The organism is Stenotrophomonas sp. 610A2, assembly GCF_030549615.1.
GTDB classification, from domain to species: Bacteria; Pseudomonadota; Gammaproteobacteria; order Xanthomonadales; family Xanthomonadaceae; genus Stenotrophomonas; species Stenotrophomonas pigmentata.
Window position 1 is genome coordinate 1,594,652 of sequence record NZ_CP130832.1, and the last position, 14,896, is coordinate 1,609,547.

A 14,896-nucleotide genomic window follows, 5' to 3' on the forward strand; every position below is an offset into this window, starting at 1 on the left:
GGACAGACATGACCAAAGCTGATCAATACGCAACGGATCTCATCCAGGCTGTTCAATCTTGTGATCTGGAAGTTCTACGAGGTCTCATTCAGAGGATTGAAGCTGAGGCAGAGTGGGAGTGGATGGAAGCTTATACGGCGCCTGGCCGTAGTGGATCCGCAGAAATTCCACGCCAAGTGAACTACATCGATAGCACATTCGGGCCAATGGGCCTGACAGCACTCCATGTTGCTGCGAAGGGCTACGCCGCTCACACCGAGGAATACGGCCAGGTATTCAATGAGATGATCCGACTCCTGGTAGCTGCGGGCGCGGACCCATGTCTGGCATTCGGTCAGAAAAGAGTAATGCGAAGCGTGGCAGGTATTGAAGTGCCGGTCATGGTGGACATGGGTAGAACCATCGCCGAGGAATGCAAAGGGAAGTTGGCGCCTGCGTTGCTCGATGCCTATGCAGCGCTGCCATCGGATACGCCGGATCTACCGAAAGATAGTCGCCCATCCTTCTGCGAACGCAAGTCATTGGAAAAACTCGCCGCCTAAGTCTTGCGGATCTCCGGTTCGGCCTTTCTATGGGTATACCTGACAACCCATGGAGAACCGATGCGCATATGCACCTACAACGCCAAAGGCGGGGTTGGCCGAACCACGACCACAATCAATCTCGCGGGCTATTTCGCTCAGGATCTGAGTTTGCGGGTTCTTGTTGCTGACTGTGATCCCCAGGGTTCAGCCCTGGCATGGGCAGCACTGGCAGATGAGACACCTTTCGTTGTCGGGCGAACTCGTAGCCGTGGATTTGATATTGAGATCACGGACATGCCACCCACGCTCCCACCCAATGGCGTGCTCCCGGAGGCTGACATCTTCGTGATCCCAACCCTGCTGGATGGGGTTAGCTTCGTGGTCTTCCTTCGCACCATGGAGCTCATCCGGAAGCGTGGCTTGCCCTATGTTGTAGTGGCTAATCGGGTCAATCCCAGGCGTGCCGAGCACCGGGATCGGTTGCAATCGGAAGCTCTCAGGGGTGCCGTGGTCATACACGAGCGAGCGGCGTTTGCCAGCTACTACGCCCAGGGGCAGACACTATTCGAGATGACCGGGCCCTACATCCAGCCAGCCAGAACCGAGATATCCCGGGTGGCCGCGGCCATTGAAGAGACATTGAAGGGAGCTAGGACATGAGCCGCACAGGGCAGCAGGGGGCCGGCAAACGCGACCTATCCAGGGCCGTGGCCACGGTCCACAACCACCGCGCCGTGGAGCCGATGGGCATTGATGAGATCGAGAGAGAGTTGCTGTGGGCGGCCGGAGACGCGCCCGATAGATCCTCGTTCTTTGACCACGATGACAGCAGGCAGGTGTTTGAGAAGGACGGGGCGAGCGTGCACCTCACCATGAGCCCTCGGGCTCTTCTACACGACTACCGGGATGCCCGATACCGTCGGGAGCATCGCTCTCAGCTCACCATCCCGCCCAAGCTCCGGGAACAAATCCGGCTTCTCTATGGTCTGCAGGAGGGGGATGACTTCCTCATTACCACCACCCTGATCGCCCTGGCCGACTACGCAGCGATGATCCTGTTGAGGGATGGGAAGCGGCTCCATGTCGATCCCGCGCCTGATCCCAGAGAGGGTGAGCGCCGCAGGTTAAAGCGACGGATTGCCCTGGCTAACCCCTAGCCATCCGTTGGAAAACCCGCCCACGAGCCCCCTTATTCGGGAGCTTTCTCGTTCGCCCCGATGCCTTTGTATACTCGCTCGAGGCGGAGGATCTCCAGCCGCGCTTCCACGATCTCCATGGCGGACATACCCGGTAACCCGCTCGCTCCGTCTTGCTTCATACGGTTCTCGTAGTCCGCCTTTGCCTGCAACCAGGCGCGCCGGTCATTGGCTTTCCTAAGAGGCGCGGCCAGGGCCTCCTTACGATTGCGCATCCAGGTTGCCCCATAGCTTTGCGAGAGCTGCACAGGGGGCGAGGGGGCAACTTCCGGTTCAAGCAGAGAGTAGCGGCGGGTCAAATCACGTATGCCGGTGAAGGTGCGCGACCAGCAATTGCGCCAGTCGGATGCATCCAGGGTTGGAGGTGCGAGGCTGGAAATTGCCAAGGGTTGCACCAGGGCGTGGTGCTCGATGAGCGCCCAGATCACGTCGAGGAAGGCGCCGTTGTCCACCTGAAAGAGGGTGATCGGGGAGGTAGAGACGGGTGCGGCGAGGGCCTGATATCGGAGCAGCACCGCGGCCAGGTCATGGGCTTGGGGCGCGCCTGTCTTGTCATGCCAGCCGATCCACGAGGAGTCCAAACCTCGGGCGGCAAAGACCAGGAAGCGGGGGGAGCTGAAGCGGTTTTCCAAGTGGCGGATGACGGTTGAGCGATCTGCATTGCGAGAATGCGGCGTGAGATGGTTGCGAGCTTGGAGAAGGATTGCGGAACGTCGGGCTAGCAGGGGAGCGCGTTCGGAATCGGGAAGTTGGGTGAACGGGGGCCAGGCTAGGAGATCGTTGTAGGACTTACGCAGGGCGCAGGCGCGGCAACAGGGCAGCAGATTTTTAGAACCTTCGGGGCCACCAAGGTTGCGGGGAACGATGAAGTTCAAGGCGACCTGGCGCTTGGGGAGGCTGGCCAGTTCGATACGACAGTAGGGGCAACGCGGAGCCTGATCGTTGAAACGGGACCGGAGCTGATACGGCTTGAACGGCTGAAAACGATATTCAGTGGCTGCGGTGATGGCTTGGGTGATCACTTCGATATGGGAGGGGCTTGCTTGCATGGGGCTCCTGAATTTGCGTGCGACGGTCGATGAGGCGGGCCGTCTGTGCGTGCAAAAAATCGGAAGCAAGAGCGAGGCGGCCTATGTCAAAACTAGGCGAGGCTGTCGAAAGAGCAAGAGGCTGGCCGTGAAAAAGCTGTCGGCGGCGGCTGAAAGACCATCGGGCCAACTAAGACAAAGGCGTCTGGGAGTTGGCGATGGGTAAAAGCATACACATGACGCACCTAGGGTGTTTGGAAAGCTAGGGCGCTTTCCCATGCGTCATGTGCCCAGAGCCCAGCCACGTCAAGGGCTTGCCGCCAGCTGATGCCACAAGCTGATCAGAAGCGACCAAACGCGTTGTTCGTAGCGGAAAACACGAGTTTCACCGCCAGCTCTTGCGCAATCCCGGTTTTCGACTATCGGTGGATTAGACGCCGAAAGACACGGAGACCGAGAAACCATGAAAGTTCGCAAGAGCATCGACATTCAAGAAGTCGAGTTGGCCCGCGCTAGACGTATGGCTGACAAGGCCAACTTGTCGCTCAACCAATACCTGGTCGATGCCGTCATCGCAGCGAATGACGGCGAGCAGACCACGGCTCGGATTGACGACGCTACCGACAGCTTGAAGCAGACGATCGCCCAGCTTGAAGGCGAGGTGTCGCGCTTGCGCTCAGACCTTCAAGAGGAAACCGGCGCCGTCGTCAAAGCCATGGAAGCAATGAACCAACGTGTGATCGAGGACAACAGGAACCTGATAGCGAAGTTCATTTCGCTTCTCAGCGATGTCGTTCCAACGAGTGCTCCTTCTGGCTATCCGTCCACCTCCCACTTCCCAGCCCCTTAAGGAGAACTCAATGAAGAACCAACTCATCATCGCTACAAGCATCGCCGCGGTTCTCGCGGCGGGATCCGCCAACGCCGGCATCAAGGATCTGTGGGCCAAGACCAAGACCACGCTGGCCGGCAACCAGACTGAGGGACCAGTCTCCGAAGTGGAGCGCAAGGACTGCGAGCAGTTCCAGCGCGGCGTCATGTCCGGATCAATTCCCGCCACTCCGGCTAACGAGGCAAAGGGCGAGCGATGCAGTGTGGTCTTGGCGGCCCCGGCATCGCAAACTCCGCCCGCTCAGGCCAACGGTAATACGCAAACGCTGCCTGCCGTTGAAGTTCAAGGCCAGCGCCAGTCCGAGCCGAAAGCCGACATGGGCAAGGCAACCAATGCGGCTAACAAAGGCTGCGGCATCGGGGCAGTCGTTGGCGCCCTGGCCGGCGTCGATGGAAACATCGCCTGCGCAGTCGGCGGCGCAATCGGGTTTGGTTGGTCTTACCAGAAGCAAGTAAAGGAAGCGCGCCAGGTCGAAGAGGCCGCCAAAGCTGCAGGCATGAATGCCCGCGTCGAGACGACCACCGAGGCAGGAAAGAATGGCAAGCCGGAGGAGCGCCTGGCCGGGATCGTAATCGACTATGTGCCGGCTGACATGCAAGCCTTGGATCCGAAAACCACAGCCTTGCTCAACAAGGTTGAGGCTCTGGCCAAGAAGTCCAAAAATACCCTGGTTGTTCGTTTCGAGGGTGGGGCTGCTTGCTCAATCCCCCGCGACCGGCTGGTGAACAGCGGAGCGCTCGCCAAGCATCGGGTCGAGGATCTGTGTGGCAAGAGCAGTGCGCACCGGATCACCATCACGCCAATTGCTGACTCGAAGTAAACAGGAGAGCCAGCATGTCTGAGAACGAGATCCAGCGCCGGTATCGCCTTGAAGCTGAGCGGAAACGTGCGGAGGAAACCGGGGCGCCCGAAGTGTCGATGGAGGAGCTTGCAGCCCGGGCGCTGGCAGAGCTAGGCCCTGAGATCAGCCAGCCGCCACCCGCGACATTTCCCAGTCCTGCCAAGCCGTCCACCATGGGCGTGTATAGCGCCGACGACGGGAAGCTGATCAAGGACGACACCAAGGCCGCGCTGGAGAACGCTGGCGCCGTGGCAGCCACAGCTGGCCGCGCCCTTATGGAAAAGGCCAGAGAGGCAGCGGCGATGGCTCAGGAGAAAGCGCGCCTGGCGCAAGCTAAAGCAAGTGCTGCCAGGGCAGAGCTAGCAGCGTTCAAGGAAGCACGGGAAGCGCAACGGCGAGAAGTGAAGGCGCGAGAAGATGTCGTTACGGCGATCCACGATCCTGAGCCGGCCGCGGTGCCAAGCCCTCAGATTGCTTCTAACGCCGAGCAGCCCCTGTTGCTGAGCCCAGCCGTAGAGGCACTGCCTGAGGCTTGGGTTCCGAAGGATCCGGCCAAGAGAAAGCCGTGGCTCCCTTGGCTTGGCGTTGGCCTAATCCTGGTGGCCAGTTCAGGCCTCGCATGGTGGCTGTCTCGCTCTTCATCTGAACCCGTGCCGGAACCGACACCCAAGGTGGAGGCGACCAGTCCGGCACCCCCGCCTTCAACGCCAAGCACGGAGGGTCCGCGTCCCGTAGTGGCATCTCCGGAATTAGAGCCCACACCCGCTCAGCCTGATCTAGTCGTGGCCGCACCGGAGCCGAAGGTTGAGCCTGTCCAGGTTCCCATCGAAGTGAAACCCATCGCTGAGGTTGTCCGGCCGAAGCCAGTGCCACCCGTGGAGAAGCCCAAGCCCATCGTGAAGAAGCCTGCACCGCAACCAGCCGTCAAAAAGGACGAGCCTAAGGACGACTGGCAAGACAAGGGCATGCAGGAGCTTGATGCCTTAGAGAAGCAACTCGGCGGCTAACTAATCCGGAAGTCAAACAGATAGGCCGCATTTGTGCGGCCTATTTCGTTTCAAAGCCTTGCGCAATCCCGGTTTCCCCTTTTGATGGGTTGGTGTGCATACCCATGGAGGAACAATGATTCTCGACAAGATATTTCTGCAATACGCTGACGGCAAAAGGCTGACATTCGGTTCGTGGTTCATGACCAAGTGTGGCAACTTCTTCATTGGCACCTTGGACGACAACGGGATCGAGGAAGTTCGTGACGACCTGAAACTGTCGTATTTCAACATCCAATCCGATCGCATCCCCCCGACCCACGACAAAGTGGCGATGGAGCAGTGGAAGCTAGAAAGCAAGCTACTGACCCAGTTACGCGAAATCACCCGGCCTGCTATTGCGAAGGGAAGCTACTACTTCGCTCTAATCCTGATAAGCCTCCTGATTGCCGTTGGTGGCTCTATCCGCATCGGCTCTGATGGGATCAAGAAGATCGAGGAATGGTGGCAGACCAAGCCCACGGCCGAAGCAACATCGAGCCCCGGCCCAGGTGGGTCCGCTTCCAGCCCGGCGGCATCTGCTGCCAGTGAAGACGAGCGAGTTTGCCTGGACTACATCGACAAGGTGGATGGCGGGCGGATCCTGGCCGTTGGTAATTCAGATGAGACATACACCCGCTGCAAGCAACTACTCAATCAAGGAGGCAAGTAATGAAGTTTCCCCACAATCTGCTTGACCTTCTGGATATCGCAGAGGGCATCGCGTCCAAGTTCCAGAAGAAGAGCGAGATCCACAATCCAGAGGCGCCAGCGACAGTGCGCCAGCGCTGCGCCAAGGAAGCGTGGGATCGCTACGACAACATCGTTGGCCGGTTCGACGTATCCAATCGCGTGCCCGGCCGAGAACTGGTCAATGTCCTCGTGGAAGATGTCGAGAAGCTCACCAAGCTGGGAGCTCGCTACGACGTCGAAGCCAAAGGATGGCGCGTTCCCGAGGCGATCTCAGACTTGACACCGTTCAAGGCCTGGTGGCCCGAGGTGGCGCCTGATCTCCTGGACAAGACCCCCAGGATGCTCATGACCAAAGAGGGTCGCCGCATCGAGGGCTATGTCCTAGGTGAGGACAGCTACCACGGCTCCGATAGCACCGCGACGCCCATCATGTATGCCGCCCTGCCTGTCATTGCGGCGTTGGCCTGGTGCCTGTGGCCCCTGAGCCAATCCATAGCCATGCTGTCCACCTTGCTGGCCCTGCCGTTCATTGTTGCCTTGGGCCAAGGCGAGGGCCCGGTGGAGGCGATCAAATCGACCATCCTGCTCCTCGTCCTGCCCTTGGCTGCTAGCTTGATCTTGGGAAACAGCGCGGCTTCTGCCGGCGGTTCCCAGTTACTAGCGGCATTCAGCGGTCTTGGAATAGGTGGAAAGCTGGGTGGTCTCGCCGTAGCAATGTTGATCCTGCCGGTCATTGTTCTGATTTGGGGCCTGATCTTCGAGGATGAAGCAACGGCAGCGGGCTTCAATACCTTCTTTGAACGGGTCAAGGACGCCATCAAGTGGAGCGCGATCCTGGCTGCTTTCGGGGTTGTCGTCAGCTTCCTGCCTGCCTACATGGCACCGATCTACTGTTTCCTCATGGCCTGCATGTATCCGATGGTCTACTCGGAGAAGAACTACAAGGCAAGGAACACAGAGCTGAAAGAGCAGGGCGAGGAATACAACTTGGGCACGCAGGGTGCTCTATCCAATGCCCATGTGCCGGCGCGTGAATCCCAGGCTTTGAATGCCCACAAGGACAAGTCCCCAATTATCAATTTTGGCAGGGCCACAGGACACCAAACGGCCAAACAGTTCGCGTATGCGCCTGATGCTGGCGGAGAAATGTCTTTGTCCTGCTTGGATCTCACTATGCACATGTTGGGGTTTGGAGCTACAGGGTCCGGCAAAACATCCGTTGGTGCACGCAACATCATCCTTCAATACAAGCAGTCTCGTTGGGGCGGCGCATTGATCCGGTGCGGCAAAGGAACACTTCCGGGCGAGCTGCGCGGGATCATCGACATCATGATTGAGCCCGGCATGAAGTTCGCGTTGATGGAAGGCTTGGATGCGGAGCAGCTGGCCATTGCATTGAAGTCGGTGGGCAGCAAGCCTGGGAAAAACACTTCGGAGATTTGGGACAACGGCGCCAACACCTTCATTGACCACTTGACGGTCATTCTCGAAGCACTTCGCGACCATGAGATTGTTTACAAAGATGTTGCCATCAAGAAAGCGAGACAGTTAGAGACCATGCTTCTCTACCAAAGCGCTGAGCTGATCAAGCAGGAGAAGAGACAGCAAGATACAACAGCACTGAAGAGTGTCATCCAGAGCCTTGAAAAGAACCTAAAGTTCTGGACATCAGCATATGCATCGGAACGTAAGTGGCGGTGGAATGTGGAGTCACTGAACCGATTGAAGGTCATCCTGAACTCGCCAATCGAAACGCCTAGCAAGCAAATGATTGCCGGCAAGGAGTTTCAGGCCATTGCACATTTCCTGGGGCTCGATGATAACCCTAGGAGAGCCATCGAGTGTCCTGAGTTGATCCACCCTGACATCGGCAAGGGTTCGCTTCTTGACGACTCCCTGAACTATGGATTGAAGGTTTGGCCGAATACTGGCGAGCAGCGCACCAGTTATATGGCCAACGTCGATGACAAGCTCAATCCATTGATGCGCGGCAAGCATCTGAGAGACGAAAATGGCACCGCTTGGTATCTGCTAGAGAAGGGCGCAGACGTTGGCCAAGCCTTGTATGGCAAGTTCGTAGGCGTGAACCTGCCAGTGAACATTCATGGCCGTGCCGCTCTGATCGTCCAGGCACTAGTGCGCCAGCGCATCTACTCAGGCGTCAAGAAACGAGCCGAGTTCGGTTCCAAGTGGCGTGAGATGTTGCCTGGACAAATGCCGCTAATGGATATGTGCGATGAGTGCCAGCTCATCGTGAGCGAAGAAGAGACTGCTATGGCCCCGATTGGACGCAGCATGTCGATGAGCATGGTCTTCTTTACTCAGGGGTATGAATCCTTGGAGAACCGATTGGGTCGGGAAGGAGCGGCAGAGTTCGCCAACACATTCCAGTCCATCTTCTCTCTCAAGGCTTCAATCCAAACCTACGACTACCTGTTGAAGCGTTTCGGCACTGCTCAGATGGTCAGGTTCCCCAAGGCAACAGTGGGCTTGGACTACTCGGGCGGTATCGAGAACGCCATCCACTCGCCGTTGTCTGATCTTAACCACCCTGGTCGCAGCCTCATGAGGAAGTTGGAGCGTATGGGCGCGGGCCGCCTGGTTGGCATGCCGGATGACGACGACAACGAGTTCCATGGACAGCAAGTGCGTAGCCGTAAGGCGAGCGCCATCACGAAGACGATCAAGATCCCCTCTGGTGGCGTGAAGGAAATCATGCCGGTCTTCTTGCCGGAGGAGTATTCCGCACTGCTGGTTCCGCAGGGCCGCGCCATTCTTTGGCTCAACCGTGCGGGCGCACCTCGAGTGGATGTGGCGCAGATGAACTATGTGCCTGAGGACGCCATGCTCGAAAAGGTAGAGGAAGTCTGATTGAAGAGGGGTGGGCTATCACCCACCCCTTGCGCAATCCCAGTCCTCTGCAATCTTAATCATAGACCCAACACAGGAGACCTCATGACCGATGAACAAACCCCAGAAGCCCAGCTAGCCGCCACCCTCAAGGACGAGAAGTTCCGCGAGGAAATGCGACAGCGAACTGATCCGGATGCCACCCGCTGGCAGTCCTTGGATGAGAGCGTCAAGAAGCAAGAGAAGCGTGTGAGCGAATACTCCCACGAGATCGACAAGCGGCTGAACCTCGGTCCGGACCTCTTGGAGACTGAGAGGCAACTCACAGAAGCCCAGGATGCCCGCGATGCCCACCTTGGCCAGGGACGCCCTGGCATCTTCGCTCGTAAGGAGCGCGAGGCCTACGACACGCAGCTCGCTGAGCTCAATGGCGATGTTTCGAGCTATCAGAAGCACCTGGTGGAGCTGGCTCGCAAATCCGACCCCGAGCGGATCGAGCAGTTGCAGGTTCGGATGCAGGAAAAGCAGCAGGCGTTGCAGGAGAGCTTGGAACAACGCCAGGGCATCGCCAAGTTGCCGTCTGAGGAGCAGGGTGCAAGCCAGAAGGCTGAGGATAAGCAGCGCGCCCCTTTTTCGATGCAGGACCAGATAGACAAAGCAATGAACGCCTGGTCTCCGAATGTGCAGCTTGAAGGCCGAGAGAAGCAAGAGGACCTGAACTGGGCGCGACAGTTGGAGCAGGATCAGCTAGCCGTGCGTCAGCGAGTGGGGCGCAATCCAACCGATGAAGAGATGCACGCCTACCAAGCAGAGCGTGAGCAGCAGCAAACCAAGCAGGGTCAGCGATCCGCGCAGGGTATGTAAGCAATCCCCAGGATAGAGAGAAGCCCCCGCCTGGGGGCTTTTTCTTTGCGGTGAGCTTGGTCTCGTAGATTGTTGCCGAGAAACGCTTGCGCATCTCGTTTCTTCCATTTCAATGAATTCATGGGTTGACAGGTCAACCCACAAACACATTCATTGATCGGAGGAAAAATGAGACTACTTGCCGCGGCGCTACTGGCGCTTTCACTGCTACCTGGATTGACCTTCGCCATCGGCGCAGAGGATTTGGTCAAGGCAGCCCCTAATCTCACCTATGGTGTCGCCCAGCGTGCACTGGATGCCGTTGAGTGCAGCATCACCGCTGACCAGGAGATCGACAAGCTCATTGTTGTAGACATGAGCCAAGGTGCCAAGAGCCGCCGCCTATGGGCCTTCGATTTGAAGGATCAGGCTATGCCCAAGATGATCCTCAATGACCGCGTTGCCCACGGTGCCGGATCGGACCGCGCCGGCACTGGAATTGCCTCCAAGTTCTCAAATACCCCGAACTCCCATATGACCTCTCTGGGCCTCTACAAGATTGCCGAGCGCTACAAGGGCAAGAATGGTTTTAGCCGCAGGCTCGATGGCCTCTTGGCTCGCTGGAACTCCAATGCCCGCAATCGGGCCGTGGTCATGCACCCGAGCAACTATGTCAACGAGAACCGCGTAGGGCGCAGCCAGGGCTGTCCAGCGGTAAACCAGCAAACCATGGATGCCTTGGAAGCCGCAGGCCTTTCAAATGCTGTGCTGTGGATCGATGGGCCAGAACCCCAGTTAGCACAAGAGGTTGCCGACTGCGCGGCCAAGAAACGCATGCGCTTTGAGATCGAGCGAGTGAAGTTTGAAACGCAGTTCTTCACCGCCATGGAGTATGACGGCCACGGTATTTCAGCGTCCCCTATCGATATCTTCAATGAAAGGGTAGATACAAGCTTCCCCGTATGGAGTTTGGATGCGCCCATGCCGCTCATCGCTTCGATGAAGATGAATGTGGTCATGGACTGCACGAGCCAGGAATGGTCTGTTGATCACTGGGTTCAAGGAGTCTGCCCGGAGCGCAATGCATTTGAGGCCATGGTCTTGCCGAATACGGAGCCTGCCTTACAACTGGGGAATGGACACACATACAAAGACCGTCGGTTTCCTGACAGAGTTGCTGCGACCGCTTGGGGTCCACACGCCTGAAGATATCGCTGAGCTTCTATTTCTTGACCATGGTGAAGCTGCTACGACGTCACACCCGGCCATCTTGTTCCGCGATGCTTGTGAGCATTGCAAGGAGCCGATAGGCGGGGAGGATGGCATGGGGCTGACCTGGCGTGTTGGTTCTCCCCGCGGTCTTCCCTGGCTACTCATTGAACTGGACTACGAGGGTGAGACGAGCGAGTTCTCTACTTGCATGCCGATATCGGCTGCGAAGCTTGAACGCGATTTCCTAGACCCAGCGCTACACCACGGGGAGGGCGATGGCATCCTGATCGACTATGTCATGGAGCAGCTTGATGAGCAGGATCGGGCAGAGTTCTGGTCAGACCTCACCGAGGATTGCCACACCTTCGAGAAATTCTATCTGAGCATCGACAGCGTCAAAGCCGGTTGCTTGAAGCATGACTTGCTCAGGAGAGCCGCCAATACGGGAAATCTGGAAGCCGTCAATGCGGCCCTGGAACTGGGCGGTGCGCCCAATGCCCCAGACCTGCTTTCTAACTGTGCTCTGCACTTTGCCGCGGCCAAGGGCTTCACCCATCTCATTGCTCCGCTAATCGACGCTGGTGCCCGTGTCGATGAGATCGGCAACCTGGGCCAGACAGCACTTCACATGGCAGCGCGTGGCTCTCACGCTGAAACCTGCCTGGCATTGATGGCGCATGGCGCTGATGTCAGAGCATTAGACCAGCTGGGGCGCACCCCTTTGCAGCTGCATGCCAACACCGTCTTGGAGCGCCACACCCGTGAGCAAGCCCCAAGTCTATGACGCGTTCGGAAGCGTCCCGGCAACCGTCCCGCCGTCAGTCAAGGTGCGCTATTGGCATGAAGCCCTGTTGCTGGGCCCATTGGTCTTCCTGGCGCTCTACTATGGCCTCGCATGGCTGTTCTACAACCCGCCCTTTGCACCGGCCGACCTAGAAGGCTACTGGTCCTATCTGGCCAACCATGGCCTCCTGACCGCTTTGCACTTCCTCATGGGCGGATATGCCCTGGATGAGCCTGCACGGATCTTCTGGGCCGAGGTGCGGCCCTATCAACTGGCAGGGATCGCAAGGGCCTTGGCTCCTCTCCTGATCGCCTCTGGCATCGCTGGCAGGCTTACGGCCATTCTCTTGCGTCCCAGGTCCAACCTGCGGCACCTGGCTGGGCCGCGGCTCCTGGATGGTAAGGAAGCCTTGGCCGAAGCGCGCCGCCGCTCCATGAGCCCCAAGTTGGCCGCTACCAATACCGGCAACCTGGCGATCCACCCAGCATGGGTCATGAGCAAGAAGCTCTGGGCGCGCCACGTCTTTGGCTACGGTTCGGTTGGCTCAGGTAAGACCCAATGGCTGCTTGGCGTCGTGCAGCAGATCTTGGAGCGAAACCTGAAACTCTTTCTTTTCGACGTCAAAGGCGACTTCACCAGCTACTTCAAGAAGCCGATCATCCTGTGCCCATTCGATGCTCGTTCCTATGTCTGGGATATCGCTAAGGACGTGCGCACGCCATCGCAGGCGGCAGCGTTCGCAGCCTCGATCATCCCCGAGGACAGCAGCGGCTCAGGAGGGAAGTTCTGGACCACGGGCGCGCAACAGCTCACTGCGGGCGTGGTCAGAGGATTGCAGAACGAGAAGGGCACGGAGTGGACCTGGGCTGATCTGGCGCGAGGTTGCGCACAAGGCGCTCCGGGCATGCTGGAAGAGATGAAGAAGCACTATCCGAAGGCTGCCCCTTTGGTTGAGAACACCGAGGGTCAGACCACGGCCAGCCTCTTGGCCACGCTATCGAGCTACACCCGTGTCATTGATGATCTTGCGCTGGCTTGGCCGCGGATCGGCAAGCGTAGGTTCTCTATCACGGACTGGGTAAAGGATGACTATCAAGGACGCAAGCAAGTCATTGTGCAATCGGGATCGGATCCACAACTCACCCGCGCCTACATCTCTGCCATGGTCAACATCGCAGTGGGGACGATCATTTCCCCCTCACTTCCCGACAACGAAGAGGGCCGCTTTATCGGGTTCATTCTGGACGAGCTACCAAGCCTAGGAAAGATCCAGATTGGCCCACTCATCGACAAGGGCCGCTCAAAGGGTGTGGTGTTCATCGGGCTGGTGCAAGACCTCGCACAGCTTAGACAAGTCTACGGCGACAACGAAGCCAAGGCTATGAGTTCGATGGTGGGCACTCACATAATCTTTCAGGTGCAAATGGGCGAGACACGGCGGGAGCTGGCAGCCTTGCTTGGCAAGAAAAAGGTTTCTGTCATCCCGCATGGTGAAAAGCCAGTAGCTCGGGAGGAGGGCAAGGACGTGTTGCATGCCGATGACCTCACCAACCGCCTAGGATTCGCCAAGGGCAAGCAGTTCGGGCCCAATGGCTGGGGCATCCGTGCCATTGTCGTTTCGAGCTCTTTCAAAGATCCGCTGCTACTGGACTTCCCTGGCCAGCAGCTTCCAAAGGTCAGGGAGGGGCAGGTAACGGCTACATGGACAACTCGGCCTGCTGGCATCAGTGCTGGCTATATGCCGCCTGCTGCACCAGAGCGAAAGGCCACGGTGGAAGAACAGATGGCCACGGCTCAGGTGTTGAAGAGGGGCCTGACTGAGGAAGAGATCCAACGGATGTTGAGCTGATCATTCTTCCGGGCGGGGCGTCCACTTTGGGCTGGTGCAGCCGCGTTGGACCCATGTGAAGACGCTCGCATTGCAAGGCGACTCATCCCCGGGTTCAACAATTGCCATGTCGTTCGGAGGAGCACTCCACATCTTCTGGATGACATATCTGGGTTCGACATCCATTACAACAAGATATTGGTAGATATCCTTGTAGACCTGGCTGTCCAAGGGCGCTGCCACACCGTTATCGGTATAGACCTGGTGAAAACCCAAGACTGGATATGGCGACCAGTTTTCTCGACGCACGCCAGCCATAAATACAAGTGGACAAGCTGAATAGCAGCCATTCCAAAGAACCGTTTCTAAGCCCCTGGATCTAATGAATGCTCCCGCCTTCATGGCTTCGTAGACAAGACCGCCGCCACTACCCAGAGCAACGACTTTGACGCTTGGATTTGCATTGATCGCATCAATTACTTGCTTCGCATAGCCCGGTTCGATGTCGCCTAGCACTTGAAGGACATGCCCTTCGTTCTTGACGATGTAGAAAGTTGACTGTCCATCTTGCGCAATGAAAGCACCTTTTGATATCCCTAGCTGGCCAACACAATCAAGGTTCCATTGCAGAATTCGTTCATCTCTTGACCTTTCAAGAATGGCTTCCGCATGGGCAACAAAGTTGTCAATTGAATTGCTCATGATGCGCAAATCGTTAGCGTTCTCTGTTGTCAGCAATGCATGGTCCGGCTTGAACTGAATCCTAGCTGGTTCAGCTTCTTTCACTTTATCGAGCAGTCCACCCAGGATGAAGCACGCGTGCTCCCTGGAATCAATTTCGTTGTAGATAGTTCCGATCCATGTCTCATCGTCAACTGTCAGGGCTACTTTCCGGTTCTCTTCTGAGAGGGCTTTAAGCTTGGGCAAGCGTGCACGCAGGAGACCTTCTGCGGCGCTGCTGTCCGGAACCTTTGGCCCTTCTGATGCAGGGGCTTCTGGGACAATAGGTGGCACCTCTGGGACGTCGACCGCAGCCGGCACCGCAGCGGGCTTCTCCACTGGCGGGCTAACGACTTCCTGTCTCTCGCAGCCCAATAGACCCCAGAGCAGCACGCCTGCGACTGCCCACTTGAAATAGCTCATAACAACCCCTGAATTCCCCAAGCCAATGATAACGGTT

At 57.7% G+C, this 14,896-nt stretch carries 14 protein-coding genes; 12 read left to right on the forward strand and 2 right to left on the reverse strand.

The annotated features are described in order from the left end of the window. The first annotated feature begins 8 nt into the window (after positions 1-8). The 3 genes from Q5Z11_RS07210 to Q5Z11_RS07220 are packed head-to-tail and all read left to right on the forward strand — an operon-like array spanning position 9 to position 1,681. Positions 9-542, forward strand: coding sequence for an ankyrin repeat domain-containing protein (locus tag Q5Z11_RS07210; RefSeq protein ID WP_303749357.1), 534 nt, complete (start codon positions 9-11; stop codon positions 540-542). A 60-nt stretch (positions 543-602) separates the two neighbouring features. Beyond that, entirely contained in the window at positions 603-1,184 is a 582-nt protein-coding gene (locus tag Q5Z11_RS07215) for a ParA family protein (RefSeq protein ID WP_303749358.1), read from the forward strand. Then, a complete protein-coding gene (locus Q5Z11_RS07220; protein WP_303749359.1) occupies positions 1,181-1,681 on the forward strand; it encodes a hypothetical protein in 501 nt (166 codons plus the stop codon). The genes Q5Z11_RS07215 and Q5Z11_RS07220 overlap by 4 nt, the downstream gene beginning before the upstream one ends. 32 nt (positions 1,682-1,713) lie before the next feature. Here Q5Z11_RS07220 and Q5Z11_RS07225 read toward each other — a convergent pair whose 3' ends face one another. Beyond that, complete coding sequence (locus Q5Z11_RS07225) at positions 1,714-2,769, reverse strand: HNH endonuclease (RefSeq protein WP_303749360.1); 1,056 nt, start codon at positions 2,767-2,769, stop codon at positions 1,714-1,716. A 442-nt stretch (positions 2,770-3,211) separates the two neighbouring features. On the opposite strand from Q5Z11_RS07225, the gene Q5Z11_RS07230 reads away from it, so the two are divergent. The 9 genes from Q5Z11_RS07230 to Q5Z11_RS07270 all read left to right on the forward strand — a co-directional run bounded on the left by Q5Z11_RS07230 (position 3,212) and on the right by Q5Z11_RS07270 (position 13,737). Continuing rightward, positions 3,212-3,598, forward strand: coding sequence for a hypothetical protein (locus Q5Z11_RS07230; protein ID WP_303749361.1), 387 nt, complete (start codon positions 3,212-3,214; stop codon positions 3,596-3,598). Positions 3,599-3,608: 10 nt separating this feature from the next. Beyond that, the gene (locus tag Q5Z11_RS07235) at positions 3,609-4,460 is read left to right on the forward strand and encodes a hypothetical protein (protein ID WP_303749362.1); all 852 of its coding nucleotides are present in this window, start codon (positions 3,609-3,611) and stop codon (positions 4,458-4,460) included. A 14-nt stretch (positions 4,461-4,474) separates the two neighbouring features. Then, entirely contained in the window at positions 4,475-5,488 is a 1,014-nt protein-coding gene (locus tag Q5Z11_RS07240; protein ID WP_303749363.1) for a hypothetical protein, read from the forward strand. Positions 5,489-5,603: 115 nt separating this feature from the next. Continuing rightward, positions 5,604-6,179 (forward strand): hypothetical protein, encoded by a 576-nt coding sequence (locus tag Q5Z11_RS07245; RefSeq protein WP_303749364.1) that lies wholly within the window; start codon positions 5,604-5,606, stop codon positions 6,177-6,179. Further along, positions 6,179-9,070 carry a DEAD/DEAH box helicase family protein gene (locus Q5Z11_RS07250; RefSeq protein WP_303749365.1) on the forward strand — a complete coding sequence of 964 codons (2,892 nt, stop codon included), beginning with the start codon at positions 6,179-6,181 and terminating at the stop codon, positions 9,068-9,070. The genes Q5Z11_RS07245 and Q5Z11_RS07250 overlap by 1 nt, the downstream gene beginning before the upstream one ends. Positions 9,071-9,154: 84 nt before the next feature. Then, positions 9,155-9,913, forward strand: a complete 759-nt coding sequence (locus Q5Z11_RS07255) for a hypothetical protein (RefSeq protein WP_303749366.1) — start codon at positions 9,155-9,157, stop codon at positions 9,911-9,913. Between the two features lie 168 nt (positions 9,914-10,081). Then, entirely contained in the window at positions 10,082-11,098 is a 1,017-nt protein-coding gene (locus Q5Z11_RS07260) for a murein L,D-transpeptidase catalytic domain family protein (protein WP_303749367.1), read from the forward strand. Positions 11,099-11,216: 118 nt separating this feature from the next. Continuing rightward, positions 11,217-11,888: an ankyrin repeat domain-containing protein gene (locus Q5Z11_RS07265; RefSeq protein ID WP_303749368.1), complete on the forward strand. Its 672-nt coding sequence runs from the start codon at positions 11,217-11,219 to the stop codon at positions 11,886-11,888. Beyond that, positions 11,866-13,737, forward strand: coding sequence for a type IV secretion system DNA-binding domain-containing protein (locus Q5Z11_RS07270; protein ID WP_303749369.1), 1,872 nt, complete (start codon positions 11,866-11,868; stop codon positions 13,735-13,737). The genes Q5Z11_RS07265 and Q5Z11_RS07270 overlap by 23 nt, the downstream gene beginning before the upstream one ends. Here the strand turns inward: Q5Z11_RS07270 and Q5Z11_RS07275 are convergent, their stop codons facing one another. Continuing rightward, positions 13,738-14,859 (reverse strand): COG3904 family protein, encoded by a 1,122-nt coding sequence (locus tag Q5Z11_RS07275; RefSeq protein ID WP_303749370.1) that lies wholly within the window; start codon positions 14,857-14,859, stop codon positions 13,738-13,740. It lies immediately after the preceding gene. Positions 14,860-14,896: the final 37 nt, after the last annotated feature.